This window comes from Ralstonia edaphi, assembly GCF_958350185.1.
GTDB classification, from domain to species: Bacteria; Pseudomonadota; Gammaproteobacteria; order Burkholderiales; family Burkholderiaceae; genus Ralstonia; species Ralstonia edaphi.
This window is the reverse complement of record NZ_CATWHI010000003.1, coordinates 495,389-519,676: the sequence shown is the minus strand read 5'-3', so window position 1 is coordinate 519,676 and position 24,288 is coordinate 495,389. Positions and strand designations below refer to the sequence as shown.

Below are 24,288 nucleotides of genomic sequence, written 5' to 3'. Positions count from 1 at the left end.
TTGCGTGCGACAGACGCTGCGCAAGATGCGTGGCGGCCGCACACCATCCTGAACGTCAACTGATTGATGGGAGGTAACTGCTATGCAAACCACGACAACCGGCACCACCCTGGGCACTGGCACCGCCACCGGTGTAGGCACCACCGCCGGTGTACGCATGCGCATCATCGGCCGCGCTGAGTCTGATTCAGCCGGCCCGGGCCCGGAACTGATGGCCGCAGATACGCTGGAGGGCGATCGCGTCGTCAACCTCAATGGAGAGGACCTCGGCAAGATCACCGACATCATGCTCGACGTGCAGCGCGGCCGGATCGCCTATGCGGTGATGTCGGTGGGCGGCTTCCTGGGCATCGGCGACAAGCTCTTTGCCGTGCCGTGGAGCGCCATGTCGCTCGACGTCGACCGCAAGTGCTTTGTGCTCGACGCCAACAAGGATCGCCTGGAGGCAGCTCCGGGTTTCGACAAGGACAGCTGGCCCACGATGGCCGATCCGACCTGGGCGCAGTCCGTGCATGAGTACTACGGCTCGCGTCCGTACTGGGAAGAGTATTGAACGCGCCCAGGCACGCTGTTCGCTTGCGTGTCTTCAACCACGCTTGAAACAGGAGGGCGCCATGGAGAAGGGCAAGAAAGAGAAGCATCCGCACGCAGAAAAGCGTGAGGAGCTGGTGGAAAAGGCGGTGGAAGACACCTTCCCGGCCAGTGACCCGCCCGCCACGGGCGGCATCACACGCGTTGTCGAGAAGGACAAGAACGGCAACGCACACCAGGACAAGCGCACCCACAACGGCAATCACCGGTAGCCGCTAGCCGGCCCTGCCGCGCCCGCATCGCCTTTGGCATGCGGGCGTTTTCTTTTTTGACGCGTGTGGTTAGCGGTGCGTCAGGATGTTGACCACGTTGCCGAACGGATCGCGCACGAAAAAACGGCGCACGCCCCAAGGCTCGTCGACGAGCGGGTAGACGACTTCCAGGCCCAGCGACACGGCCCGTGCGTGCACGGCATCCACGTCGTCAACCTCCACCGACAGCGCTGGCACCGGCGTACCGTTTCCGCCTTCGCTGGCAATGCTGACCTGCGGCGTCGTCGTGTTGGCTGGATTGGCAAAGGTAACGATCCAGCCGTGGTCCATCACCGCTTCCAGCCCCAGCAGTTCAACGTAGAACGCGCGGGCACGTGCCGGATCGGTGGCATGCAGGTTCGGGACGATGCGTCGGACAGCCATGCGTTGCCTCCTTTTTACCCATTCGGTGGCGGCATTCTAGTCACGGCTGTGACGTCTTGCTGGCATGCGCACGGGGCGCACATCACGTAAAGTGGCGGGCACCGAACTACAGAGACACGCACGCCATGGAATTCCTGCAATCGCTGCTGGCACCCCGCCTGCAAAACGTTGAAACCTCCGCCATCCGCGAGTTGTTCAAGGTGCTCGGCAAGCCGGGCCTGATCTCGTTTGCCGGCGGCTTTCCGGATGCCGCCTTGTTTGACGTGGAAGGCCTGAAGGCTGCCGCCGACAGCGCGCTCACCACCGACGCCGCCCGCGCCCTGCAATACGGCGCCACCGAGGGCTTCGAGCCGCTGCGTGAGGCCATCGTCACGCTGATGAAGAGTCGCGGCGCCAATGTCGCCAACACCGACATCCTCGTCACCACCGGTTCGCAGCAAGGGCTGGATCTGCTGGGCAAGGTGCTGATCGGCGAGGGCGACACGGTGCTGACCGAGGCGCCCACCTTCCTCGCCGCCATCCAGGCGTTCAAGCTGTACGGCGCCAAGGTGGCCGGCGTGCCGACCGATGGCGACGGCCTGGATGTCGACGCGCTGGAAAAGATGCTCGCCACGGGGGCGGCCACAACTCGCCCCAAATTCCTCTACGTGATTCCCAACTTCGGCAACCCGAGCGGCGCGCTGATGAGCCTGGAGCGCCGCAAGCGCTTGCTCGACGCGGCAGTGCGCCACAACCTGCTGATCGTGGAAGACGACCCGTACGGCGATCTGTATTTCGACGCGCCCCCGCCGCCGTCGCTGTACGCGCTGTCGCAGCAGACCGACGGCGCGCAGGGGCGTGTGATCTACCTGGGCAGCCTGTCGAAGGTGGTGGCGCCGGGGCTGCGCGTGGGCTGGATGATCGCCTCGCAGCCGGTGCTGGGCAACGCGGTGATGGTCAAGCAGTTTGCCGATGCGCACACCTCCACGTTTGCACAGGCCACGGCCGCGGCGTACCTGCGCAGCAATCGCCTGGACACCGTGCTGCCGCGCACGCGTGCCGCCTATGCCGAACGCGCTCACGCCATGGCCAACGGCCTGCGTGCGCTGCTGCCCGACACTGAGCTGACCTTCAACCGCCCGCGCGGCGGCATGTTCCTGTGGTGCACGTTGCCGGGCCGCAATGCCGGCGATGTGGCCAAGGTGGCCATCGAGCGCGGTGTGGCGTTCGTGCCGGGCGCGGCGTTCTACCCGGTCGACCCGGATCGCTCGACGCTGCGTCTGTCGTACGCCACCTCGTCGCTGGCGCAGGTGGAAGAGGGGGTGCGCAAGCTCGCGCATGCCATCGGCGAGTTCAAGCTGGGCTGACCCCCGCTGGCAGGCCGCGGTGGCACAGGCACACACCGACGCGCAGCAAGACCCCGCGCTGCTGCGCCGCCTGCTGCGCGCCAAAGACCGCATGGACGCCGCCTCGCACGAGGCATGGCCCGTCAAGCGGTTGGCCGAGGTGAGCGGCGTGTCGGAGGCGCATTTCGCGCGCTCGTTCAAGCAGGCTTTCGGCATTCCGCCGCACCGCTACCTGCTGACGCGCCGCATTGAGCAGGCCACCACCCTGCTGCGCGACACCGACCTGCCCATCATCGAAATCGCCTACGCCACGGGCTGGGAAAGCCTCGGCACCTTCGGCCGCATCTTTCGCGACATCACCGGGCAGAGCCCGAGCGCGCTTCGCCGCCACGCCCAGGCCACCGCACCGCAGCAGCAACTCGACCGCGTGCCCGCCTGTGTGCTGAAGGCGGCGCAGCGGCCCGACCTCGTCACAGCAGTTTCGGAGAAGCGCCGCCAGCTGGCGGCGGGTACAAATCCGTCACCCACCAACAACAAGGAGCGGTGATGAGCCAAGGGATCAATGTCGTCGGGCTGTATGTGGATGATCAGGACGCGGCGCTGGCGTTCTATGTCGACAAGCTCGGGTTTCGCGTGCATACCGACGTGCGCAACGGCCCGTACCGGTGGCTGACGGTGCAGCATCCGGAGCAGCCGTCGTTTCAGCTCGGCCTGTTCCAGCCGGGCCCGCCCATTCACGACGAAGCCACCGCGCAGACCTTGCGCGCCATGGTGGCCAAGGGCGCGATGCCGCCGCTGGTGCTGACCGTCGCCGATTGCCGCGCCGCCTATGCGCAACTGCGCGAGCGCGGCGTGGAGTTCACGCAAGAGCCGATCGACCGCTTCGGCAGCGTCGACGCCGGCTTTCGTGACCCGGCCGGCAACGGCTGGAAGATGATCCAGGCCGCCGGAGGTGCCCAGTGAGCGCCCGCCACGCAATCCGCCAGTTTCACCGCTGGGTGTCGATGGCGTTCACGCTCACGGTCATCGCCAACTTTGTCGCCCTGGGGTTGGGCAAGGGTGCGCAGCCGCCGGCGTGGATCACCTACGCGCCGCTGCTGCCGCTGGCGCTGCTGCTGTTCACGGGGCTCTACATGTTTGCGCTGCCGTACCTGGACCGCCGCGCCGAGCGACGCGTAAATCGGGCCAACCGCGAAGCCCCCGCCGCTGGGGCCTGAGGCCGGCCCGCCGAGCTCGGAGCTCGGATCGCCAGGCTTTTTGCTCGGCTCGCCGAGCTCGGAGCTTGGATCGTGAGGCTTTTTGCTCGGCCCGCCGAGCTCGGAGCTCGGATCGTGAGGCTTTTTGCTCGGCCCGCCGAGCTCGGAGCTCGGATCGTGAGGCTTTTTGCTCGGCCCGCCGAGCTCGGAGCTCGGATCGCCAGGCTTTTTGCTCGGCTCGCCGAGCTCGGAACCTTGAGCACGGCATCGGCGGCCCGGCGCTCAATGTGCGATCGATGTGGCCGTCGGCCCGTCTGCCTGTGCGGCTTCATGGCGCGCACTGTTGCGCCACAACACCACCGCCACCACATGGCACGCGGCGGCTGCCCAGCCCAGCATGCCCGGGCCGCCATGCGCCAGGGCCAGCGCGCCAACGCTCGACCCCAGCGCGATCCCCACATACACGGCCGACGCATGCAGCGACAGCGTGATCGGCGACACATCGGGCGCGAGGCGGATCAGGCGCGTTGCCTGCGCCGGGCCGAAGCCCCAGCCGGCCATGCCCCACAGCACGACCGCGCCGATGGCGACCGCGCCGGCCACCGTACCGTGCAGCACCTGCGCCGACAGCGACAGCACCGAGAACGCCAGCACGATGCCCGCGCTGCTGACCGCCAGCACGCGCGCCACGCCTGCGCGGTCGGTCATGTGGCCGCCAAGGCCCGTGCCCAGCGCCGCGAAGCTGCCGACCAGGAACAGCACGACCCCCACGTGCTGCGGCGCGAAGCCCAGCCCCTGCACGAAGAACGGGGCGACGTAGGTGTAGAACGTAAAGCCGCCTGCGGCCCACAGCGTGGACACCGCCAGCGCGCCCAGCATGCCTGGCCGGCGGGCCACGGAGAGGCGCTGCGCCAGCGTGGTCACGCTGTGCGGCAGCGCGCGCGGCAGGCCGAAGGCGAGGCCCGCCGTGGCCAGCGCTGACAGCACACCGCATGCGATGAACGTCGAGCGCCAGTCGCCCTGCGCCGCAATCCACGCGCCCAGCGGCACGCCGAGCGCCACTGCCACCGTGCCGCCGCCCGTGATGATGGCCAGCGCCGAGCCGCTGCGCGAAGCCGGCACCAGCGAGGTGGCCACCGCATTGGCCGTGGGCAGAAACACGCCGGCCGCCAGCGCCAGCAGCACGCGCGCCGCCATCAACTGCCCAAAGCCGTGCGCGGTGGCCGCCAGCAGGTTGCCGGCCGCAAAGATGGCCAGCGCGCCGATCAGCACGCGGCGGCGGTCGACATTGCCGAGCAGCGTCGCCATCACCGGCGAGCCCACGGCATACGTAACGGCAAACACGGTAACGAGCTGCCCGGCCGCCGGCACGCTCACGCCCAGGTCTGCGGCCAGCACCGGCAGCAGGCCGGCGATCATGAAACCTTCAGTGCCGATGGCGAACGCGCCCAGGCACAACCACCACAGCGATGCCGGCATGGTCGGCTCCTGTCAGAAGAGGAAAACGGAGAGAGGGCGGAGCGCGGAGGCTCCGCGAGGATCAGCGCGCGGCGGAGTTGGCGGTCTGACCGAACAACACGCTGCGCTCGTCGTCGGAGATGTCTTCGCGGCGGCGCGAGTAGGCACGTTCCACCCCGGCATAAGCGCGCTGCGTGGCCGGCCGTGCGCCCACGGCTTCGAACCAGCGCTGCAGGTGCGGGAAGTCGTTCAGGTCCTGCCCATGCCCGGCGTGCGGGACGATCCACGGATAGGCCGCGATGTCGGCGATGGTGTAGTCGTTGCCGGCAATGTACGGGCGGTCGGCCAGGCGGCGGTCGAGCACGCCGTAGAGGCGGTTGGTCTCTTTGGTGTAGCGCTCGATGGCGTAGGGCACGCGCTCGGGCGCATAGACATTGAAGTGGCCGATCTGCCCGGCCATCGGACCCAGGCCGCCCACCTGCCAGAACAGCCACTTGAGCACTTCCATGCGGCCGTGCAGGTCGGCGGGCATCAGCTGGCCGGTCTTCTCGGCCAGGTAGAGCAGCATGGCGCCCGATTCGAACAGCACCACCGGCTCGGTCCCCGCGGCCGGGTCGTGGTCGACCATGGCCGGGATCTTGTTGTTGGGCGAGATGGCCAGGAACTCGGGCTTGAACTGGTCCCCCCGGCTGATATCGACGGGGATGACGCGGTGCGGCAAGCCGGTTTCGGCAAAGAACAGCGCCATCTTCAGGCCGTTGGGCGTGGCGCAGTAGTAGAGGTCGATCATGGCGGGGCCCTCGTGTTCTGTCATGTTGGTGGACAGAGTAGGCGCGCGAGTGGCCTTTTGTAATGTCCAGAAACTGGAATTTTCAGGTGACCACTCAGTGTCCGTGCGCTTGTGCCGGTTCGGCTGTCTCGCAGGAGCGTGCGTACCCTTCCCACGCCGCCGTGCCGCACAGCACGCCCGTCGCCAGCGCAGATACCGCCAGCGCCGGCCATTCGCCCGTCACCATCCAGGCGCCGCCCAGCACCACGAGGCCAACGACATGCGCCGGGCGCAACCTGCCGAAGATCGCCCACTTGAACAGCAGGTTGCCCAGCAGGTACAGCGCCGCGCTGCCCAGCACCGCCAGTGCCGTCCCCGCATGGGGGTGGCCCACCGGATGCGCCAGCACGAACTCGTCGGCCACCGCCCCGACGATGATGCCGGCCACCAGCACCACGTGGATGTAGGTGTAGGCCAGCCGTGCGAGCCGGCCCGGATCCGCCGAATGCGACATGGTGTGCGCGCCGCGCTCGGCAATCGTGTCGAAGTACAGCCACCACATCGCCAGGCTGCCGATGAACGACATCGCCATCGCCGCGATGTTTTCGGCAGTCCAGTCGAGCCCGGCAAACGTGGAGCCCGTGACCAGCACCGATTCGCCCAGCGCGATGATGATGAACAGCGAGCAGCGCTCGGCCATGTGGCCGCCTTCCACGTTCCAGTCGTTCGTGGTGGAGCGGCCCAGGCCCGGCGTGTAGAAGCCCATCGACGGCCCCACCCATTCGATGGACAGCGCGACGATCCAGCAGGCCCACCGCACGGAACCGTCCGACAGGCCGCCCGCCAGCCACAGCACCGCAGAGATGCCGAGCCACGTGGCGATGCGCTGGAAGTTGCGCCGCATGGGCAGCGACTCGCCGCGCACGGCCCACAGGAAGAACACCGTGCGCCCGAACTGCATGAACACATAGGCCAGCGCAAACGCCAGCCCGCGCGAGCCAAATGCCTGCGGCAGCGACGCCGAGAGCAGCAGCCCGCCCGTCATCAGCACGAGCATCAGCATGCGGATGGCGAGCTTGTCCGGGTCGAGCCAGTTCGTCACCCACGAGGTGAAGATCCATACCCACCACACCGCCAGCATCAGCAGCAGCGCCTGCGCGCCGCCTTGCAGCGTGAAGTTGCCGATCAGCAGGTGCGAGAGCTGCGTCACCGCAAACACGAACACCAGATCGAAGAACAGCTCGATGTTGGTGACGCGGTGGTGGCCGTGGGCCCCTTCGGGCGAGGGGCGGAGGTAGCTGCGGTGCATCGTGACGAACCTCGTACGGGCAGGTTCAGGCCGACTGCATGCCGAGCGTGAGCGTGCCAGCGCCCACCATCACCGCACCGCCCGTGTAGCCGAAGCGGCGCTGCGCGGCCACGCTGGTCAGGCGCTTGGCGAGCAGCTTGGCGGCCAGCGCGTACAACGACGCGTTGGCGGCGGCCAGGATGACGAAGGTCGGCAGCAGGATCACGCTCTGCGACAGGAAGGTCTGCTCGGCCGACATGAACTGCGGCACGAAGGCGACGAAGAAGACGATGCTTTTGGGGTTGAGCGCCGTGACCGTCCAGGCGGACAGGAAGCGGCGGCCAGCGGACTTCTGCTGCACCGGGATGGTCGCCTCGGGCGCATCGTCGCGCAGGCGGCGGGCGCTCAGGATGGACTTGATGCCCAGATAGACGAGGTACGAACCGCCGATGAGCTTGAGCGCCGTGAAGGCCGCCGCCGATGCGGCCAGCAGGGCGCCCGCACCGGCAAGGGACACGGCCATGGCTGTGGTGTCCCCAGCGGCCACGCCGGCAACGGTGCTCCACGCCGAGCGGCCACGGTTGGCCAGCGAATCACCAATCACCAACAGGATCGTCGGGCCGGGGATGAGCAGGATGATGATGCTGGCGCCGATGAAGGCCAGCCAGGTTTGGAGGGTCATGGGGTGGCTCGCTGTGTTGTTGGGGGAGGGGAGACAGTTATCCATGAAAAAAATGGGGCGTCAAATGGGGTGGGGTTTTTTGTTTTTGGTTTTGGGGTTGTTGGTGCATCCCTTGTTTCATCCCCTGCCGGGGCTGACTCACTTTCTTTGGTCTTGCCCAAAGAAAGTAAGCAAAGAAATGCGCGCCCGAGATGGCGAAAGACTCCTTCAATTTTCGTAACCGGGCGGAGACGGGGAAAACTCGCTGCGCTCAGACAGTTCCCCGTCTTTTTTCCGCCCGCTTACGAAAATTGAAGGCGCCATCTAGGGCAGGAAAGTCAAAGGCCAAACCATCTAAGCGCAGGCCCAAACGACAAGGCCAACTGCGCGATGGGTTGGCCTTTTTCTTTTGACGTTGAGCCCTAGATGGCGCCTTGGATTTTTGTTGCGGGGAGGATCAAGGAAGGAGCCTTGTCTGAGCGCAGCGAGTTTGGCTCCTTCCCCTCCCCGCGACACAAATCCAAGGAGGGGGTCGCCATCTCGGGCGCGCCTTTCTTTTGCTTACTTTTCTTTGGCAAGACAAAGAAAAGTGAGTCGGTCCCGGCAGGGAACGAAAGGGAGGTGGACCACCAAGGCAAAAAACAACCCCAAAAAAAACCCTACCCATGCCTCCGCGCCGCCAACCCCACCCCACTCACCAACAAAACCCCCGCCGCCACCTCCAACCCATGCGGCAACCGACCCTCATAAACAAACCCATACACCAACGCAAACACCGTCTCAAACACAATCAACTGCCCCGACAGCGTCAACGGCAACTTGCGGCTGGCCGCATTCCACAGGCTGTTCCCGAGCACAGACGCCCCCAGCGCCACGCCCATATTCACCAGCCAGAACATCCCCCACGCCGATGCGGGCTGCGCAGACGCCGTTGCCATGCCGGGCAGCAAGAACGCCGGCACGGCCAGTGCCAGTGACAGCACCCCGGTAGCGACGCCCGTCAACAGCGACCATTCCCGGCTCGTGAACTGCGGCCGCGCGCGCAGGTACCGCGCATTGCACACCGCGTACACCGTCCAGCACGCCAGCGCGCCCGCTGCCATCAAGAGCCCGATGAAATAGGTTCTGCCGCCGGCACTCGAATGCACGTCGGGCGCATCGAGGTAAATGCACACCACGCCGGCCACGGCCATCAGCAGGGGCAGGGCCAGTTGCCGCAACGGCAGGCTGCCGCGTTCGGCCGCGCCGGCCAGTGTGACGGTCACGGGCAACAGCCCGACGATGAGCGACACCGGCGCCACGCCCGCGCGCTGTACGCCGCCCGCCACGCACAGGTAGTAAAGGATGTTGCCCGGCAGCGATAACAGCAGCAGCGCCGCCCAGTCGCGCCGGGTCGTCTTGCGCCACAGCGTGCGCCACACCGGCAGCGCCAGCACGAGCGAGAGCACGCCGTACAGCACATACCGCGCGGCCGACAGCGCCAGCGGTGAAAACTGCGGCAGCATTTTCGGCGCGACGAAGATGACGCCCCACAGCGCGCCGGCCGCGACGCCGTAGCCGATGCCCGTGAGGTGGTCGCGCCGCGCGTCGTGCTGACCGTGATGCAGCTGCGTTGCAGTGGAGGTGTCGCCAACAGCCATGGAGCGCCTGTCCGAAAAGACCAATCGAACCGGCACTCTGCGCGCGTGCGTGCCGCGCGTCTTGGTGAAGACGGCTGCGCTTTGGCAAAAACGGAAATGGTGGGGCTAGCGCCGCACCGCTGCGGGCGTGATGCCGTGCGCGGCCTTGAGGTGACGCGTGAGGGCGCTTTGGTCGTAGTAGCCGGTGCGTGCGGCAACCTCGGCGATGGGCAGGGCGGTGGTTTCCAGCAGCGTCAATGCATGCCGCAGCCGCACCTGGGCGAGATGCGCATGCAGCGTGGTGCCGTAAGCGGCGCGAAACAGCGTGGCAAGGCGACGCGCGCTCACGCCCGCTTCTGCGGCCAGCGCATCGACGGTGAGCGGCTCCGCGTAGCGGTGCTCGATGGCGTGCCATGCGCGCTCGGCACGCGCGTCGGGGCGTGCGCGGATCTGCGTGGATTGGTTGGCCGGATGCGCGGCCAGCGTCGCTAGCGCGAGCGACGACCACGCAGTGGCCAGCACGGCATCGACGATGGGCGCGTCCTGCAGCCAGGTCGTCAGTGCGCGCAGGCCGGGCGTGAGCGGAAAGAACACGCGGTCGGCCAAGCCGCCCAGGCTGGGCGCGTCCACGGTTTGGCCGGGGATGTCGAAGACGATGAAGCGGTTGGCGCCGGTGGCTTCAAACGCATGCGTGGCGCCCGCCGGAATGAGCGCCGCGTGGTGCGTGTCGACACGGCCGCCGCGGCCGTCGACGTCCATCTCGAGGATGCCGCGTGCGGGCATCACGACCTGCATGAAGTCGTGCGAGTGCGGGGGCGCGGCGAGGCCGTAAGTGCGGAAGTCCAGCATGGTGCCGCCGAGAATAGCACCGGCATTCGCCCAAAAAAATACCCGGCCACAGATCGTCTGCGCCGGGTCTCGGAACTTTCACGGAAAGAGGCTCCGTGAGAAGAGGAACACGCATATCGTGCGCTGTTTGCGTGACACCGGCGTGTCAGCCGCGCCTGCGCTTTCATTCCTCCTGGATCGTCACCTTGTCCGGATAGAACGCCAGATAGCCGGCCACTTCACGCGCGACGGGCTTGGGCTGTTCGTACGTCCAGACGGCGTTGTCGGCGCGCACATCGCCGGCCACGATCGTGTAGTACGACGCATCGCCCTTGTACGGGCAATGGGTGTGATGCTGCGTGCGCTCCAGCAGGTTCATCTGCACATCGTCGCGCGGGATGTACTGCACGGGCGGATACGACGCCTCGCGCAGCGTGCGCGCCAGATGCGTGCTGGCGATGGTGAAACCGTTGAGCGTCACGGTTACGCGGCGCGGGTTCGACTCGACGGTGATCGGGTGATTCGGATCGATATCGGGCATGCGGCACTCCTGCAGTTGGGCGAGGGGAGACGCTTTCACTGTAGCAAGCGCCGCGCGCGCCTTCCCCTGACTGCCGGCTCGTGCTTACCAGTGCGTTTCCGATTCCGGCGTGGACGAGACGCGGTGGATGGCCAGGTCGGCGCCCATGAATTCGGCCTCGCGGTCCAGCCGCAGCCCGACGAGCTTGCGCAGCGTGCCGTACACCACCGTGCCGCCGATCAGCGCAATGGCGATGCCGCCGGCCGTGCCCGCCACCTGCGCCCAGAACGACACGCCGCCCAGGCCGCCGAGCGCCTTCAAACCGAAGATGCCGGCCGCGATGCCGCCCCAGGCGCCGCACAGGCCATGCAGCGGCCACACGCCGAGCACGTCGTCGATGCGCCAGACGTTCTGCACGCGCGTGAACATCCAGACAAACAGCACGCCCGCAATGCCGCCGACGGCCAGCGCGCCCAGCGGGTGCATCACGTCGGACCCGGCGCACACGGCTACCAGGCCGGCCAGCGGCCCGTTGTACGAAAAGCCCGGATCGTTCTTGCCCATCCACCACGCGGTGAGCGTGCCGCCCACCATCGCCATCAGCGAGTTGATGGCGACCAGGCCGCTCATCTTGTCGAGCGTCTGCGCGCTCATCACGTTGAAGCCGAACCAGCCCACCGCCAGCACCCAGGCGCCGGCCGCCAGGAACGGGATGTTCGACGGCGGATGCGCGGCGATGCGGCCGTCGTCCTTGTAGCGGCCGTGGCGTGCGCCCAGCAGCAGCACGGCCGGCAGCGCGATCCAGCCGCCCACCGCGTGCACGACCACCGAGCCGGCAAAGTCGTGGAACTCCGCGCCCGTCACGCTCTGCAGCCAGTGCTGGATGCCGAAGCGCTGGTTCCAGGCGATGCCCTCGAAGAACGGGTAGACGAAGCCCACCAGCACGAAGGTCGCCGCCAGTTGCGGCTCGAAGCGCGAGCGCTCGGCAATGCCGCCCGAGATGATGGCCGGGATGGCGGCCGCGAAGGTCAGCAGGAAGAAGAACTTCACCAGCTCGTAGCCGTTCTGCTGGGCGAGCACGTCGGCGCCGGTAAAGAAATTGACCCCGTACGCGATCGAATAGCCGATGAAGAAGTACGCGATGGTCGACACGGCAAAGTCGACCAGGATCTTGACCAGCGCATTGACCTGGTTCTTCTTGCGGACGGTGCCCAGCTCAAGGAACGCGAAGCCGGCATGCATGGCCAGCACCATGATCGCGCCCAGCAGGATGAAGAGCGCGTCGCCCCCGGTTTTGATGGAGTTCATTGCGGTTGTCGTGCGGGTTGAGGGTCAGCGCCATCCGGGTGCAGTGCTTGCCCACAAATGACGCAAAAAGCGCCGACAGATGCAAAAGTTGTTCCAACGGTGTGCAAAAAGGTGACATGGCGCACCACGGCCGTGCGCGGCAGGTCGCGGTCGGACGAGGTTCTGAGTTCAGCCCGAAATCGGTGCGTGTCTGCTTTGAAATGGTGCGGTCGAGGCGTCGGATGCGCCGTAGTGGTGCGGCCGGCCCGCCGGAAGATTAAGGCTTGGCGCCCGCGACGCTGAACGATGCCGCCACGGCGTTCCACAGCGGCTCGTACCGCAGGCGCACGGCACTGGCCTGCTCGGGCGAGGTGGCGGGAGATTGCATGTGCAGCATCAGCAGGGCGCCGTCGGTCGGCACCATCAAAACGCGGCCCACCAGCGTGTTGCCGGTGGCGCGCGGGATATGCGGCCCGGGCGATTCGCCGATGTAGCTGGCCCACACGCCGGGGCGGCCGCCGAACGATTGCGTGCCCCAGCCGAGCAGCTTGCAGGGGCCGGCCACGGCTTGCTTGACGGCATCGCGCATCCAGCGGGGCTCGCGGCTGTCGGGAACGGGTTCGAGATCGCCTTCGGTCGGGCGCACGATCAGTTCAATGCGCGACAGCCCCGAGCCGCCCTGGTTGGCCCACGCGCCGATCGCCACGCGGGCCGGGTCGGGTTTGCGCGGGGCCGTGGGCGGCACGCGTTCCCACGAGAACGGCAGCCGCAGGTTGAGGCTCGCGCCGCGCGCGTTCGGCCAGTCAGACAGCGTCACGGCCTGGGTGAAGCGGCTGCCCAGCTCATCGGCGGGGCGGTCGTCGTAGACCACCGCCAGCAGCGTCTGCAGCGTGGCGCGGTCCTGGTTGCCCTGTGCGCGTGCCACCACGCGTTCGGCCAGGGCGTGGGCCGTCTCGGCTGTCTGGGTGGCAACGCCAACACTGGGTTGATGAATGTCGAGCGCGCGCCCGATCAGCAGTTGGCGCTCGTCGTCGGACAGCGGAATGCCGGCGATGAGGCGACGCGTGCGAGTCAGCGCCTGCGGGAACGTGTTGTCGAACTGGGTGCGGGCGCGGATCAACTCTTCACGCTGCCCGGGAAAGCGCTGGATGGCGCGGTCGATCGCCTGCGATTGCACGGTCAGGAAGCCAAGCACGCTGATCAGCCCCGGGATGGCGCCGGGCGTGTAGTCCCACGCTACGGCGTGGCCGGACCACGCCAGCAAGGCGGTCAGACACCAGCGCATCGTTGCGCGGCTTGGCATTGGAAGTTCCCCCCTGTGGCCGGACCCGTTTCCGACCAAAATCCGACTCTAACGATTTGTATCGATTGTGTGCAAGCTGGGTGTTGCACCGAGATCGGACCGTTCCGGTCGTCCGCGATTTGCGCAAACCGGCCCGGGTGGCAGCGTGCCCATTTGTGTGGAGGGCTCAACAGGCCCTCGCCCGTGCGGCCCGTTGACGACCGCCCCAACCCCGAAAATACTGTCTGTTCGACCCGCTGACCGGCACGCGTCGCCTTGTGCGTCGTACAACACATCCAACGCCGGCGCCCCACTATCGAAGGTGGAGACATGACCGATCTTTCCGCTGCCCGCGCGGCCGATCCGACGCTTGCCACCGAAGCCGCGCCGGTGCGCAACAAGGTGCGCTTCGTGACGGCCGCATCGTTGTTCGACGGGCATGACGCGTCGATCAACATCATGCGGCGCATCCTGCAGTCGATGGGCTGCGAGGTGATCCACCTCGGGCATAACCGCTCGGTGGACGAGGTGGTCAACGCAGCGTTGCAGGAAGACGTGCAGGGCATTGCGGTGTCCAGCTACCAGGGCGGCCACGTCGAATACTTCAAGTACATGATCGACGCGCTGCGCGCACGCGGCGGCGAGCACATCCAGGTGTTCGGCGGTGGCGGCGGCGTGATCGTGCCGGCGGAGATCCGCGGACTGCAGGACTACGGCGTCGCGCGCATCTACAGCCCCGAAGACGGCCAGCGCATGGGGCTGGCCGGCATGATTGCCGACATGGTGCAGCGTTGCGACATCGATCTTTCTGTCTATGCGCCCGCCACGCTGGAGCCCGTCGCCACCGGCGACCGCCGCGCCCTCGCGCAACTGATCACCGCCCTGGAGTCGGGCCGCATCGATCCGGCATTGCGCGACGCCGTACGCGCGGCTGCGGCGGCCACGCATACGCCGGTGGTCGGCATCACGGGCACGGGCGGCGCAGGCAAGTCGTCGCTGACCGATGAGCTGATCCGCCGCTTCCGGCTCGACCAGAAGGACTCGCTGCGCATCGCCGTCATCTCGATCGACCCATCGCGGCGCAAGTCGGGCGGCGCGTTACTGGGCGACCGCATTCGCATGAACGCGATCAACCATCCGAACATCTTCGTGCGCTCGCTGGCCACGCGCGAAGCGAGCCGCGAGATTTCCGACGCGCTGCCCGACGTGATTGCCGCCTGCCGCGCGGGCGGGTTCGATCTCATCATCGTCGAGACCTCCGGCATCGGGCAGGGCGACGCGGCGATCGTGCCGCATGTCGATCTGTCGCTGTATGTGATGACGCCCGAGTTTGGCGCCGCCAGTCAGCTGGAGAAGATCGACATGCTCGACTTTGCCGATCTGGTGGCGATCAACAAGTTCGACCGCAAGGGCGCGCAGGATGCGTGGCGCGACGTCGCCAAGCAGGTGCAGCGCAATCGAGAGCAATGGCACGCCCGGCCCGAAGACATGCCGGTGTTCGGCACGCAGGCCTCGCACTTCAACGACGACGGCGTGACGGCGCTGTATCACGCGCTGGCCGATCGACTGACCGAGCGCGGCATGGCGCTGGCCGAACGCTCGCTGCCGCGCCCGGCCGGCAAATGCTCCACCAGCCACGATGCCATCGTGCCGCCCGCGCGCGTGCGCTACCTGGCGGAGGTGGCCGATACGGTGCGCAGCTACCACCGCCGCGTCGACGCGCAAAGCCGCCTCGCACGCGAGCGCCAGCAGTTGCAGGCCAGCCACCGCATGCTGGAGCAGGCCGGCGCCACCGTGCAGACGCTGTCCGCGCTCGACAAGCAGGCGGCCGAGCGCGACGCACAGCTCGGCGCCGCCGAGCGCAAGCTGCTCGCCATGTGGCCCGACCTGCGCCGCGCGTATTCCGGCGACGAATACGTCGTCAAGATCCGCGACAAGGAAATCCGCACGCAGCTCACGCACACCACGCTTTCGGGCACCACCATCCGCAAGGTCGTGCTGCCGCCGTACGAAGACGACGGCGAAGTGCTGCGCTGGCTGATGCGCGAAAACGTGCCGGGCAGTTTTCCGTACACCGCCGGCGTGTTCGCCTTCAAGCGCGAGAACGAAGACCCGACGCGCATGTTCGCGGGCGAGGGCGATGCCTTCCGCACCAACCGGCGCTTCAAGCTGGTCTCGGAAGGCATGGAGGCCAAGCGGCTCTCCACCGCGTTCGACTCCGTCACGCTCTACGGCGAAGACCCGGCGCTGCGCCCCGACATCTACGGCAAGGTCGGCAACTCCGGCGTGTCCATCGCCACGCTCGACGACATGGAAGTGCTGTACGACGGTTTTGACCTGACCAGCCCCGCCACGTCGGTGTCCATGACGATCAACGGCCCCGCGCCGACGATCCTGGCGATGTTCATGAACACCGCCATCGACCAGAACCTCGCCCGGTTCCGCGCCGACAACGGGCGAGAGCCGACGCAAGACGAAGAGGCGAAGATCCGCGCGTGGGTGCTGCAAAACGTGCGCGGCACGGTGCAGGCCGACATCCTCAAGGAAGACCAGGGGCAGAACACCTGCATCTTCTCGACGGAGTTTTCGCTCAAGGTAATGGGCGACATCCAGGAATATTTCGTGCACCACCAGGTGCGCAATTTCTACTCGGTGTCGATCTCGGGCTACCACATTGCCGAGGCGGGCGCGAACCCGATCTCGCAACTCGCCTTCACGCTCGCCAACGGCTTCACGTATGTGGAGGCGTATCTCGCGCGCGGCATGCATATCGATGACTTTGCGCCGAACCTGTCGTTCTTCTTCTCCAACGGCATGGACCCGGAATACAGCGTGCTCGGCCGCGTCGCGCGCCGCATCTGGGCGGTGACGCTGCGAGACAAGTACGGCGCGAACGAGCGCAGCCAGAAGCTGAAGTACCACGTGCAGACGTCGGGCCGGTCATTGCACGCGCAAGAGATTGCCTTCAACGATATCCGCACGACGCTGCAGGCGCTGATCGCCATCTACGACAACTGCAACAGCCTGCACACGAATGCCTACGACGAGGCGATCACCACGCCGACGGCCGAATCCGTGCGGCGCGCACTGGCCATCCAGCTCATCATCAACCGCGAGTGGGGCCTGGCCAAGTGCGAGAACCCGAACCAGGGCAGCTTCATCATCGACGAGCTGACGGACCTCGTGGAAGAGGCCGTGCTGCAGGAGTTCGAGCGCATTGCGGAGCGCGGCGGTGTGCTGGGGGCGATGGAAACCGGCTACCAGCGCGGCAAGATCCAGGAAGAGTCGATGCTGTATGAGCAGCGCAAGCACGATGGCTCGCTGCCGATCATTGGTGTGAATACGTTCCGCAATCCCGATGCGGAGAGCGTGGTGCCGCCGCACATTGAACTGGCTCGGTCCAGCGAGGAAGAGAAGCAGAGCCAACTCGCGCGCCTGGAAGCGTTTCATGCGCGGCATGCCGGGGAAGCGCCCGCCATGCTGCAGCGGCTGCAGCGTGCCGCGATCGACGATCAGAACGTGTTTGCGGTGCTGATGGATGCGGTGCGCGTCTGCTCGCTCGGGCAGATCACGCATGCGCTGTTCGAGGTGGGCGGGCAGTACCGGCGCAACATGTAGCCGCACCCCGCTCAAGCGTGCGCGGCGGGCGCAATCCATGCCGGCAGCGCGCCATGCCCGCCGCGCGGCGCGTGCCAGACCTGGCGCGCGGCTGCTGTCACGCTGTCGATGAGCGGTACGGGAACGTGGGCTTGCAGCTTCTGCGCGAGGCCCGCCAGCCCGGCGCCGCCCAGCACGATCGCGTCCACGGGCTGGCGCCGCAGGACGGTCGTGCAGGCGCCGATCAAGATCTGTTCTGCCGCATCCGGCGCGGCGTATAGCGCGGCCCCGTCGAGTTCGACGGTATGGATGTCGCGCACGGTGTCGCCGCCCTCCAGCGTGGGCAGCAAGCGCTCCAGGATCGGGCCCCACGCGTGGCCGCCCGTGATGACCGCGCAACTGCCGTACGTTGCCGCTTCCATCAACGCGGCTTCCGCCAAGCCGGTGACGGGGCACGGCGCCACCTCGCGTAGCGCGAAGAGCCCCGGGTCGCCAAAGCAGCCGATGATGGCGGCGTCGATGGCCGGCTGCTGTGCCCGCGTCCATGCGTCGAGCGCGGCGTGCGCGGCCACCGCGTAGCCGACTTCGGTGGCGATGTACGGCGCGCCAAACCGCGCGGTAACCGATTCCACAACAACATCGCTGGGCAATGCGGCCTGCACGAAGCGTGTGATGGTCTGTGTGAGCGCGCTCGTGGTGTTCGGGTTGATCAACAGCAGCCGGCGCGGGCTGGGGGATTCGGTAGCGATGGTCATTGGCAGGCGTTCAGTCGACACGCCCGGCGCTCTGGCGGCGGCGCAGTCGAACAATGGCCAGCATCGTCAGCCCCATCACCACGAACGACACCACGGTGGTGAGCGTGCCCAGCGCGTAGATGGATGGCGTCGTGACGGTGGTGGTCAAGCCTTGCAGCTCGAGCGGCAGCGTGTTGACGTCGCCGATGGCCTGCGAGGTGCGCGCGATCTCATCCCAGCTCAGCGTGAAGCCGAACATGCCCACGCCGATCAGCGACGGCGCAATCAGCGGCAGCACGACGTGGCGGAAGGTCTGCCACGGCGTGGCGCCCAGGTCGCGCGCGGCTTCTTCGTAGGCCGGGTTGAAGCGGTTGAAGACCGCGAACATGATGAGCAGGCCGAACGGCAGCGTCCACGTGAGGTGCGCGCCCAGGGCGGAGGTCCACAGGCCCAGCGACGATCCAAAGCTGTCGGCCTGATCGGTCATGCCCAACGCGGTGAGCAGCGCCTTGAGGCCCGTGTCGATCAGCCGGAACTGCAGGCCGATGCCGAGCGACACCACGATCGACGGCATGATCAGGCTCGCCACCGTCACATAGAACAGCACACCGCCGCCGCGTAGCCGCTTGCGAAACGCAAGCGCCGCGAGCAGCGAGAGCCCCATGGTCAGCGCCATCACCACCGCGCCGAGCGCCAGCGAGCGCCGGAACGCCGCACCGATATCCACCACGCCCAGCCCCTCGGCCAGCTGGCGATACCAGTGCAGCGACAGCCCGTTCATCGGGAACGTCAGCCCGCCGTCCGGGCCCTGGAAGCTGAGCGCGAAGATCGTCAGCATCGGCCCGTACAGGAACAGCACAAACAGCGCGAAGAGGCACGCCAGCGGCCAGAAGCCGGGGGCACGGGGTTCGCGAAAGCGCGCTTGCATGTCAAAGCTCCTTGCGGATGTCGACCACGCGGGTCAGGCCCCAGATGATCATCAGCACCGTCAGCAGCAGCACCACGGCGTTGGCGGCCGCCAGCGGAAATTGCAGGTACGACGTCTGCACCTGGATCATCTTGCCGACGGAGGCAATCTGTTGGCCGCCCATCACGCCGACGGTGACGAAATCGCCCATCACGATGGTCAGGATGAAGATGGAGCCGATCAGGATGCCGCTGCGCGACAGCGGCACGATCACATGCCAGAGCGTCTGCCACGCGGTGGCGCCCGCATCGCGCGCGGCTTCGAGCAACGCGCGGTCGATGCGCATCATCGAATTGAAGATCGGCACGATCATGAACATGGTGTAGAGGTGCACGTACGCCAGCAGCACCGAGAAGTTCGAATACAGCAGCCAGTCTTGCGGCTGGTCGATCAGGTGCATGGCCTGCAGCGTCTGGTTGACGAGGCCGTTGCGGCCCAGCAGCGGAATCCACGAAATCATGCGGATCACGTTGGACGTCCAGAACGGCACCGTGCAGATCACGAACAGCAGCGTCTGCACGGCAGCCGAGCGCACATGGAACGCGAGGAAGTACGCCAGCGCAAAACCCAGAACCAGCGTGAGCGCCCAGGTGCCCAGCGCAAAGCGCAGCGTCGACAGATACGTCGACGCGGTCACGCACAGATCGCCGTATTCATTGAGATGGCCGCAGCCTTCCCACAGTTTGGCGTAGTTGCGCAAGGTGAAGGTCGGCAGCAGCGCGTACTCGTTGAAATCCCAGAAGCTGACCATCGCGACCAGCCCCAGCGGGATGAGGAAGAACACCACGAACACCGCCGCAAACGGCAGCGCCTGCAAGCCCGGACCGACCGGGCGCCGGGCGCGGGCGGCGACTGTGTCGTTGGACGGTGCCGACGCTGCCGACGGTTCTGACGATGTGGACGGTGCTGTGGTCGTCATGATCAGGCGGCGACGAACTCGTTCCACTTGCGGACCATGTACTCGTTCTCGTCCATGACCGCGTTCCAGCAGGCGATGCCGCCCATGCGCTGTTCGTAGCTGCCGCCGTCGCGCACGCTGCCGGCCTTGGCGAGCACATCGCCGTGCGGGCTCTTGATGTCCTTGGCCGCGGGCTTGCCTTCCATCCAGTAGGCCCACTCGTACGGCTCCATCTTCGCCTTGGCCGTTTCGAGCACGGCGCTGTAGTAGCCCTGGCGGTTCAGGTATGCACCCGCCCAGCCGTCGAGGAACCAGTTGATGAATTCATACGCTGCGTCGAGCTTCTTGCCCGACACCGTCTTTGGAATGCCAAAGCCGGCGGCCCACGCGCGATAGCCTTCCTTCAGCGGCTGGAACGTGCAGTCGATGCCCTTGCTGCGCACGGCCGTCACCGCCGGGCTCCACATCGACTGGATCACCACCTCGCCCGAGGACATCAGGTTCACGCTTTCGTTGAAGTCTTTCCACAGCGCGCGGAACTGGCCGGCCTTCTTGGCTTCGATCAGCGTCTTGATGGTCAGGTCGATTTCGGCGCGGGTCATGTTGCCCTTGTCGGCGTACTTGTGCAGGCCCTTGGCTTCCACCACCATCGCCGCGTCCATGATGCCGATCGACGGAATGTTCAGGATCGACGCGCGCCCCTTGAATTCCGGGTTCAGCAGCTCGGCCCACGAGTTGATGGGGCGCTTGATGAGGTCGGGGCGGATGCCCAGCGTGTCGGCGTTGTACACGGTCGGGATCAGCGTCATGAACTGCGTGGGCGAGGCCGCGAACGTGGTCGCATTGGCGCCCGGCAGGTACATCACCTTCTTCGGCGCGGTGCCCTGGTCGCCCACCTTCTTGCCGGCCACCTCGCCCTTGGTGAACAGCGACGTGATCTTGTCCGCGTTCTTGATGCGCCGCGCGTCGATGCCCAGCAGGTTGCCGGTCGGCACGATCTTCTTGAGCGAGAAATACTCCGTGTCGATGAGGTCGAAGCTGCTCGGCGCGGTCACGGCGCGCTTGGTGATCTCGTCGGTCGTCACGGCCACGTACTGCACGCGGATGCCCGTGTCGGCTTCGAATTTCTCGGCGATCAGCTTGTCCTGGTTGACCGCCGTGCCGAGGTAGCGCAGCGTCAGCTTTTCTTGCGCGTGGATCGCGGGTACGACGCCGGTGGCCAGGATGGCGGCCATGCCCTTGAGTGCGGTGCGGCGGCCGGCCTTGAAGTCGTTGGAATCGTCAGACATGTTGCAACCCCTGATAGGAAGGTGAAGGCAGCGCCTGAAGCCGTCAGGCTGCGGATTGGAATGTCGGGTCTCGGGTGTCAGGCTGCGGAGGCGGCCGGCAGACGGTGCGCCTGCGCGGCATCCCACGAAGCCCAGATGGGTTGATGCAGGGCCAGGCCCGCGATGGCGGCGTCGGTCTCGGGCAGGCTCACCGTTACGCGTTGCGAGGGCGAGAGCGCCACGCCTTCCACGCTCACCAGCACGTGCGTGCCCTGGTATTCGATGTCGCAGATGCGGCCGTGCAGGCGCGGGCGGTCGCCGGCGGTGGCCTCGTCTGCGTGCAGGGTCATGCGATCGATGCGCACCGCCACGGGCCCATGCGCGTCTTCCAGCAGGTTGTGTCCGCCGATGAAGGTGGCAACAAACGCGCTGGCCGGCTGGTTGTAGATCTCGCGCGGGCTGCCGGCCTGTTCGATGCGGCCGTGGTTCATCACCACCATCTGGTCGGCCAGCGCCATCGCCTCTTCCTGCGAATGCGTGACGTGCACGAAGGTCAACCCCAGCTCCTGCTGCCAGCGCCGCAGTTCGGCGCGCATCTGCGTGCGCAGGAACGGGTCGAGCGCAGAGAGAGGTTCGTCCAGCAGCAGCACGCGCGGCTCCATGATCAGCGCACGTGCCAGCGCCACGCGTTGCTGCTGGCCGCCCGACAACTCGCCCGGCCGGCGCTGCGCCAGGTGGCCCATCGCCACGCGTTCGAGCAACGCCTGCGCGCGCTGGCGGCGTTCGCGTGTGTTGATGCCACGCATCTTCAGGCTGAAGGCCACGTTGTCGAGCGCGCTCAAATGCGGAAACAGCGCGTAGCTCTGGAACATCATGGCCGTGCCGCGCGATGCCGCCGGCAGGTTGGTGATGTTGCGCGGGCCCAGGAGGATGTCGCCTTCGCTCACGTGCTCATGGCCGGCAATCATGCGCAGCGTTGACGATTTGCCGCAGCCCGACGGGCCCAGCAGGCAGCAGTAGCTGCCGGCCGGCACGCGCAGGTTGATGGCGTCGACGGCCACGGCGTCCGGTGCGTAACGCTTGGTCAGCGCAACGAGTTCGAGGGAGTCGGCAGCGGCGGCGGGAGCAGTGGGGGCGCGGGTCATGTCGGGTTGGTGCAATAGGTGTGCCTGTCTGCGCGCGGCAAATTCGCGGCGTGCGCGCCGTGCATGCGTCGTTCTGGTGCGTGTGGCTGCATCTGCGGGCAGCCGCGCCACATACCGGGGCAGGTGGCGCGACTGGCTTCGCGCGGGTCAGAAGGTGTGACGCACGCCCAGCGCCACCGAGGTCTGGCTTGTGCCCGGCACACCGCCGCCGATGGCGCCCGACGTGGTGTTGACCAGCGCTTCGGTCGCGCTCGACGAGTTCTTCAGATACGCCACGTTGGCCACCAGCGTGGTGCGCTTCGACAGGCTGTACAGACCCAGCAGCCGGTAGACCATCGAGCTGTTCGACAGCGTCGTGTTACGGCGGTACAGCACATCGGCCGAGCCGGTAAAGGCGGTGGTGAAGGCGTAGTCGACGCCGCCTTCCACGGCGTAGGCCTTGCGCGCCGACATGCTGGGAATCGACTGGAACGCGCCCGTGCCGCCCACATCGGCGCGCGCCGCGCCCAGCCGCAGCTTGGTCGCGCCAAACGTGTAGCTGCCGCCCACGGTGATCAGCTTGTAGAGCGAGCCGGTGCCGCTGCCATCGCGCTCCTGGTCGTAGCTGGCGGCCAGGTACAGCGGGCCGGCGCTATAGCGCCCAGCGAGGTTGAACAGCGAACCCTGCGAGATCGAGCCGGCGGCTTCGCCAAAGCCGTACATCGCGCCGAACTGCGCGCCGCCCAGGTCGGGCGACACGTACTTGACCGTGTTGTTGTAGATCTCGCTGACGGCGTCGAACTCGCTGAACTTGAAGATCGAGCCCGAGTTGTAGCCGCCCTTGAAGACGCTGCCCACCAGCCAGTCGTCGTTGAAGTTCCATTGCTTGCCGGCCGTGAGCGTGCCCGACGACGAACTCAGCCCGACATACGAATTGCGCGAGAACAGCGTGCCGTTGGACGACATGCGCCCGTTGCTCGGGTTGAAACCCGCCTGCAGGTTGAACAGCGCCTTCAGGCCGCCACCGAGGTCTTCCTTGCCGCTCAGGCCGAAGTTGGACACACCGAGGATGCTGTCCGACACGCCGGTCAGGCTTTGCGAGCCGTTGCCGGCATGGTTGGTCCAGCTCACGCCGGTATCGATGACGCCCGACAGCGTCACGCTCGACTGCGCAGCAGCGACGCCAGACAGCCCGAATGCCAGGGCGGCAGCGCCCAGCTTGGTGGTGGTGCTCATGACAGGTGATCCCCCTAAATGAATTGGCGCGACCGCGTGGCCGCCCCTGGCATTGCGTTCTATGTTGAGTACAAGCTTCGTTTGGATTGTGCACAATCACGTAGACCATCTATGCAGTAACCGTGCCATGCAAAATCGCGGGTTTTCGCCTGCTTCTGGTGCAAAACCGTGTGTGAGGCGGGGAGATTTCTTGAGGATGTCGCACCAAGGTCGTCCGGATTGGCATCAGGGTTGTGCACAATCCAAGCGCGGTTTGCTCGATTAGAATGGCGAGATGCCAGCGCCTACGACCCCTCCGATCTCCCAGCCCCGCCGCAACAACGCCGAAATCGACGCCCGCATTTCCGATGCGGTGTACGAGGCGATCCTTGAGCACAAGCTGCCGCCGGGCACGCGCCTGGTCGAGGCGCAGCTATGCAAGGCTTTTGGGATTACGCGGGGGACATTGCGCCGGGTGCTGGTGAAGCTGGCGCATGAGGGCGTGGTCGAACTGCAGCCCAATCGAGGCGCGACCATCGCCGTGCACGACGCGGCGGAAGCGCGACAGGTCTTTGGGGCGCGGCTGATTCTGGAAACCGGCTCGGTGCGGGAACTGGCCCAGCACGCTACCGCGACGCAACTCGCCGAATTGCGCGCGCTGGCCGCGGCAGAACATGCCAGCCGGGAATCCGGCAACTGGCGCGAGTGGATCCGCCTGTCGGGCGATTTCCACATCCAGCTTGCCGAGGCCAACGGCAACCCCATCATCACGGCAATGCTGCGCACGCTGGTGGCGCGCACCTCGCTGCTGATCGGGCTTTATGAGTCTCCCGCACGGCCGAGCTGCGGCCATGACGAACACCTGGCCATTCTCGATGCGGTGGAGCGCCGCGACGGCGAGCGCGCCGCGCGGCTGATGGGCGAACACCTGGGTGAATACATCGCTGCGCTGGAGCTGGAGCCCCGCCAGGTGGAGGCGATCGATTTCTCGACGCTCTTCCGCCGCGTCAAGCTCTGACCGGGCGA

General features: G+C 66.7%; 24 protein-coding genes. 8 read left to right on the top strand and 16 right to left on the bottom strand.

From position 1 onward, the window contains the following. Positions 1–82 precede the first annotated feature (82 nt). Together R2669_RS12890 and R2669_RS12885 are read left to right on the top strand one after the other, a co-directional pair. Positions 83–553, top strand: coding sequence for a PRC-barrel domain-containing protein (locus tag R2669_RS12890; RefSeq protein WP_147218048.1), 471 nt, complete (start codon positions 83–85; stop codon positions 551–553). A 61-nt stretch (positions 554–614) separates the two neighbouring features. Next, positions 615–803 (top strand): hypothetical protein, encoded by a 189-nt coding sequence (locus tag R2669_RS12885; protein WP_147218045.1) that lies wholly within the window; start codon positions 615–617, stop codon positions 801–803. A 69-nt stretch (positions 804–872) separates the two neighbouring features. Here R2669_RS12885 and R2669_RS12880 read toward each other — a convergent pair whose 3' ends face one another. Next, entirely contained in the window at positions 873–1,226 is a 354-nt protein-coding gene (locus R2669_RS12880) for a glyoxalase superfamily protein (protein ID WP_147218043.1), read from the bottom strand. Positions 1,227–1,351: 125 nt separating this feature from the next. Between R2669_RS12880 and R2669_RS12875 the strand changes: the two genes are divergently transcribed. The 4 genes from R2669_RS12875 to R2669_RS12860 are packed head-to-tail and all read left to right on the top strand — an operon-like array spanning position 1,352 to position 3,768. After that, positions 1,352–2,572 carry an aminotransferase-like domain-containing protein gene (locus R2669_RS12875; RefSeq protein WP_316900460.1) on the top strand — a complete coding sequence of 407 codons (1,221 nt, stop codon included), beginning with the start codon at positions 1,352–1,354 and terminating at the stop codon, positions 2,570–2,572. A 19-nt stretch (positions 2,573–2,591) separates the two neighbouring features. After that, entirely contained in the window at positions 2,592–3,098 is a 507-nt protein-coding gene (locus tag R2669_RS12870) for a helix-turn-helix domain-containing protein (RefSeq protein WP_316888830.1), read from the top strand. After that, the gene (locus R2669_RS12865; RefSeq protein WP_004633594.1) at positions 3,098–3,514 is read left to right on the top strand and encodes a VOC family protein; all 417 of its coding nucleotides are present in this window, start codon (positions 3,098–3,100) and stop codon (positions 3,512–3,514) included. The genes R2669_RS12870 and R2669_RS12865 overlap by 1 nt, the downstream gene beginning before the upstream one ends. Further along, on the top strand, positions 3,511–3,768 hold the full coding sequence (locus R2669_RS12860) for a hypothetical protein (protein WP_316900458.1): 258 nt from the start codon (positions 3,511–3,513) through the stop codon (positions 3,766–3,768). The genes R2669_RS12865 and R2669_RS12860 overlap by 4 nt, the downstream gene beginning before the upstream one ends. A 261-nt stretch (positions 3,769–4,029) precedes the next feature. Here R2669_RS12860 and R2669_RS12855 read toward each other — a convergent pair whose 3' ends face one another. The 9 genes from R2669_RS12855 to R2669_RS12815 all read right to left on the bottom strand — a co-directional run bounded on the left by R2669_RS12855 (position 4,030) and on the right by R2669_RS12815 (position 13,480). Next, positions 4,030–5,226: an MFS transporter gene (locus R2669_RS12855; protein WP_316900455.1), complete on the bottom strand. Its 1,197-nt coding sequence runs from the start codon at positions 5,224–5,226 to the stop codon at positions 4,030–4,032. A gap of 61 nt (positions 5,227–5,287) precedes the next feature. After that, complete coding sequence (locus R2669_RS12850) at positions 5,288–5,995, bottom strand: glutathione binding-like protein (RefSeq protein ID WP_316900453.1); 708 nt, start codon at positions 5,993–5,995, stop codon at positions 5,288–5,290. A gap of 94 nt (positions 5,996–6,089) precedes the next feature. Continuing rightward, entirely contained in the window at positions 6,090–7,283 is a 1,194-nt protein-coding gene (locus R2669_RS12845) for a low temperature requirement protein A (protein ID WP_316900452.1), read from the bottom strand. A gap of 25 nt (positions 7,284–7,308) precedes the next feature. Further along, a complete protein-coding gene (locus R2669_RS12840; RefSeq protein ID WP_316900450.1) occupies positions 7,309–7,944 on the bottom strand; it encodes a LysE family translocator in 636 nt (211 codons plus the stop codon). Positions 7,945–8,582: 638 nt separating this feature from the next. Further along, positions 8,583–9,563 carry a DMT family transporter gene (locus R2669_RS12835; protein WP_316900448.1) on the bottom strand — a complete coding sequence of 327 codons (981 nt, stop codon included), beginning with the start codon at positions 9,561–9,563 and terminating at the stop codon, positions 8,583–8,585. Positions 9,564–9,668: 105 nt separating this feature from the next. Beyond that, a complete protein-coding gene (locus tag R2669_RS12830; RefSeq protein ID WP_147217357.1) occupies positions 9,669–10,391 on the bottom strand; it encodes an AraC family transcriptional regulator in 723 nt (240 codons plus the stop codon). A 163-nt stretch (positions 10,392–10,554) separates the two neighbouring features. Next, entirely contained in the window at positions 10,555–10,911 is a 357-nt protein-coding gene (locus R2669_RS12825) for a DUF427 domain-containing protein (protein ID WP_316900446.1), read from the bottom strand. Positions 10,912–10,995: 84 nt separating this feature from the next. After that, positions 10,996–12,198, bottom strand: coding sequence for an ammonium transporter (locus R2669_RS12820; protein WP_027678482.1), 1,203 nt, complete (start codon positions 12,196–12,198; stop codon positions 10,996–10,998). A gap of 256 nt (positions 12,199–12,454) precedes the next feature. Further along, entirely contained in the window at positions 12,455–13,480 is a 1,026-nt protein-coding gene (locus tag R2669_RS12815) for a hypothetical protein (RefSeq protein WP_147217361.1), read from the bottom strand. Between the two features lie 309 nt (positions 13,481–13,789). On the opposite strand from R2669_RS12815, the gene icmF reads away from it, so the two are divergent. Beyond that, entirely contained in the window at positions 13,790–17,077 is a 3,288-nt protein-coding gene (gene icmF / locus R2669_RS12810; RefSeq protein WP_316900444.1) for a fused isobutyryl-CoA mutase/GTPase IcmF, read from the top strand. 11 nt (positions 17,078–17,088) lie between these two features. On the opposite strand, the gene R2669_RS12805 is transcribed toward icmF, so the two are convergent. The 6 genes from R2669_RS12805 to R2669_RS12780 form a co-directional block, all read right to left on the bottom strand. Next, positions 17,089–17,811 carry an aspartate/glutamate racemase family protein gene (locus R2669_RS12805; RefSeq protein WP_316900443.1) on the bottom strand — a complete coding sequence of 241 codons (723 nt, stop codon included), beginning with the start codon at positions 17,809–17,811 and terminating at the stop codon, positions 17,089–17,091. A gap of 10 nt (positions 17,812–17,821) precedes the next feature. Beyond that, positions 17,822–18,718 (bottom strand): ABC transporter permease, encoded by an 897-nt coding sequence (locus R2669_RS12800; protein ID WP_316888813.1) that lies wholly within the window; start codon positions 18,716–18,718, stop codon positions 17,822–17,824. A gap of 1 nt (position 18,719) precedes the next feature. Continuing rightward, entirely contained in the window at positions 18,720–19,676 is a 957-nt protein-coding gene (locus R2669_RS12795; protein ID WP_316900441.1) for an ABC transporter permease, read from the bottom strand. Between the two features lie 2 nt (positions 19,677–19,678). Next, positions 19,679–20,944 (bottom strand): ABC transporter substrate-binding protein, encoded by a 1,266-nt coding sequence (locus R2669_RS12790; RefSeq protein WP_206273234.1) that lies wholly within the window; start codon positions 20,942–20,944, stop codon positions 19,679–19,681. 77 nt (positions 20,945–21,021) lie between these two features. Next, positions 21,022–22,068 carry an ABC transporter ATP-binding protein gene (locus R2669_RS12785; RefSeq protein ID WP_316900439.1) on the bottom strand — a complete coding sequence of 349 codons (1,047 nt, stop codon included), beginning with the start codon at positions 22,066–22,068 and terminating at the stop codon, positions 21,022–21,024. 147 nt (positions 22,069–22,215) lie between these two features. After that, complete coding sequence (locus tag R2669_RS12780; RefSeq protein WP_147217373.1) at positions 22,216–23,283, bottom strand: porin; 1,068 nt, start codon at positions 23,281–23,283, stop codon at positions 22,216–22,218. A 274-nt stretch (positions 23,284–23,557) separates the two neighbouring features. Between R2669_RS12780 and R2669_RS12775 the strand changes: the two genes are divergently transcribed. Then, complete coding sequence (locus R2669_RS12775) at positions 23,558–24,280, top strand: GntR family transcriptional regulator (protein WP_316900437.1); 723 nt, start codon at positions 23,558–23,560, stop codon at positions 24,278–24,280. Positions 24,281–24,288 lie beyond the last annotated feature (8 nt).

Bases quoted from the DNA above. Each gene is read 5' to 3' on its own strand.
- R2669_RS12865 (WP_004633594.1), top strand. From the start codon at position 3,098: ATGAGCCAAGGGATCAATGTCGTCGGGCTGTATGTGGATGATCAGGAC.
- R2669_RS12830 (WP_147217357.1), bottom strand. From the start codon at position 10,391: ATGCTGGACTTCCGCACTTACGGCCTCGCCGCGCCCCCGCACTCGCAC.
- R2669_RS12775 (WP_316900437.1), top strand. From the start codon at position 23,558: ATGCCAGCGCCTACGACCCCTCCGATCTCCCAGCCCCGCCGCAACAAC.
- R2669_RS12795 (WP_316900441.1), bottom strand. From the start codon at position 19,676: ATGACGACCACAGCACCGTCCACATCGTCAGAACCGTCGGCAGCGTCG.
- R2669_RS12890 (WP_147218048.1), top strand. From the start codon at position 83: ATGCAAACCACGACAACCGGCACCACCCTGGGCACTGGCACCGCCACC.
- R2669_RS12820 (WP_027678482.1), bottom strand. From the start codon at position 12,198: ATGAACTCCATCAAAACCGGGGGCGACGCGCTCTTCATCCTGCTGGGC.
- R2669_RS12850 (WP_316900453.1), bottom strand. From the start codon at position 5,995: ATGATCGACCTCTACTACTGCGCCACGCCCAACGGCCTGAAGATGGCG.
- R2669_RS12805 (WP_316900443.1), bottom strand. From the start codon at position 17,811: ATGACCATCGCTACCGAATCCCCCAGCCCGCGCCGGCTGCTGTTGATC.
- R2669_RS12825 (WP_316900446.1), bottom strand. From the start codon at position 10,911: ATGCCCGATATCGATCCGAATCACCCGATCACCGTCGAGTCGAACCCG.
- R2669_RS12855 (WP_316900455.1), bottom strand. From the start codon at position 5,226: ATGCCGGCATCGCTGTGGTGGTTGTGCCTGGGCGCGTTCGCCATCGGC.
- R2669_RS12790 (WP_206273234.1), bottom strand. From the start codon at position 20,944: ATGTCTGACGATTCCAACGACTTCAAGGCCGGCCGCCGCACCGCACTC.
- R2669_RS12835 (WP_316900448.1), bottom strand. From the start codon at position 9,563: ATGGCTGTTGGCGACACCTCCACTGCAACGCAGCTGCATCACGGTCAG.
- R2669_RS12785 (WP_316900439.1), bottom strand. From the start codon at position 22,068: ATGACCCGCGCCCCCACTGCTCCCGCCGCCGCTGCCGACTCCCTCGAA.
- R2669_RS12815 (WP_147217361.1), bottom strand. From the start codon at position 13,480: ATGCCAAGCCGCGCAACGATGCGCTGGTGTCTGACCGCCTTGCTGGCG.
- R2669_RS12845 (WP_316900452.1), bottom strand. From the start codon at position 7,283: ATGCACCGCAGCTACCTCCGCCCCTCGCCCGAAGGGGCCCACGGCCAC.
- R2669_RS12885 (WP_147218045.1), top strand. From the start codon at position 615: ATGGAGAAGGGCAAGAAAGAGAAGCATCCGCACGCAGAAAAGCGTGAG.
- R2669_RS12880 (WP_147218043.1), bottom strand. From the start codon at position 1,226: ATGGCTGTCCGACGCATCGTCCCGAACCTGCATGCCACCGATCCGGCA.
- R2669_RS12780 (WP_147217373.1), bottom strand. From the start codon at position 23,283: ATGAGCACCACCACCAAGCTGGGCGCTGCCGCCCTGGCATTCGGGCTG.
- R2669_RS12875 (WP_316900460.1), top strand. From the start codon at position 1,352: ATGGAATTCCTGCAATCGCTGCTGGCACCCCGCCTGCAAAACGTTGAA.
- icmF (WP_316900444.1), top strand. From the start codon at position 13,790: ATGACCGATCTTTCCGCTGCCCGCGCGGCCGATCCGACGCTTGCCACC.
- R2669_RS12800 (WP_316888813.1), bottom strand. From the start codon at position 18,718: ATGCAAGCGCGCTTTCGCGAACCCCGTGCCCCCGGCTTCTGGCCGCTG.
- R2669_RS12840 (WP_316900450.1), bottom strand. From the start codon at position 7,944: ATGACCCTCCAAACCTGGCTGGCCTTCATCGGCGCCAGCATCATCATC.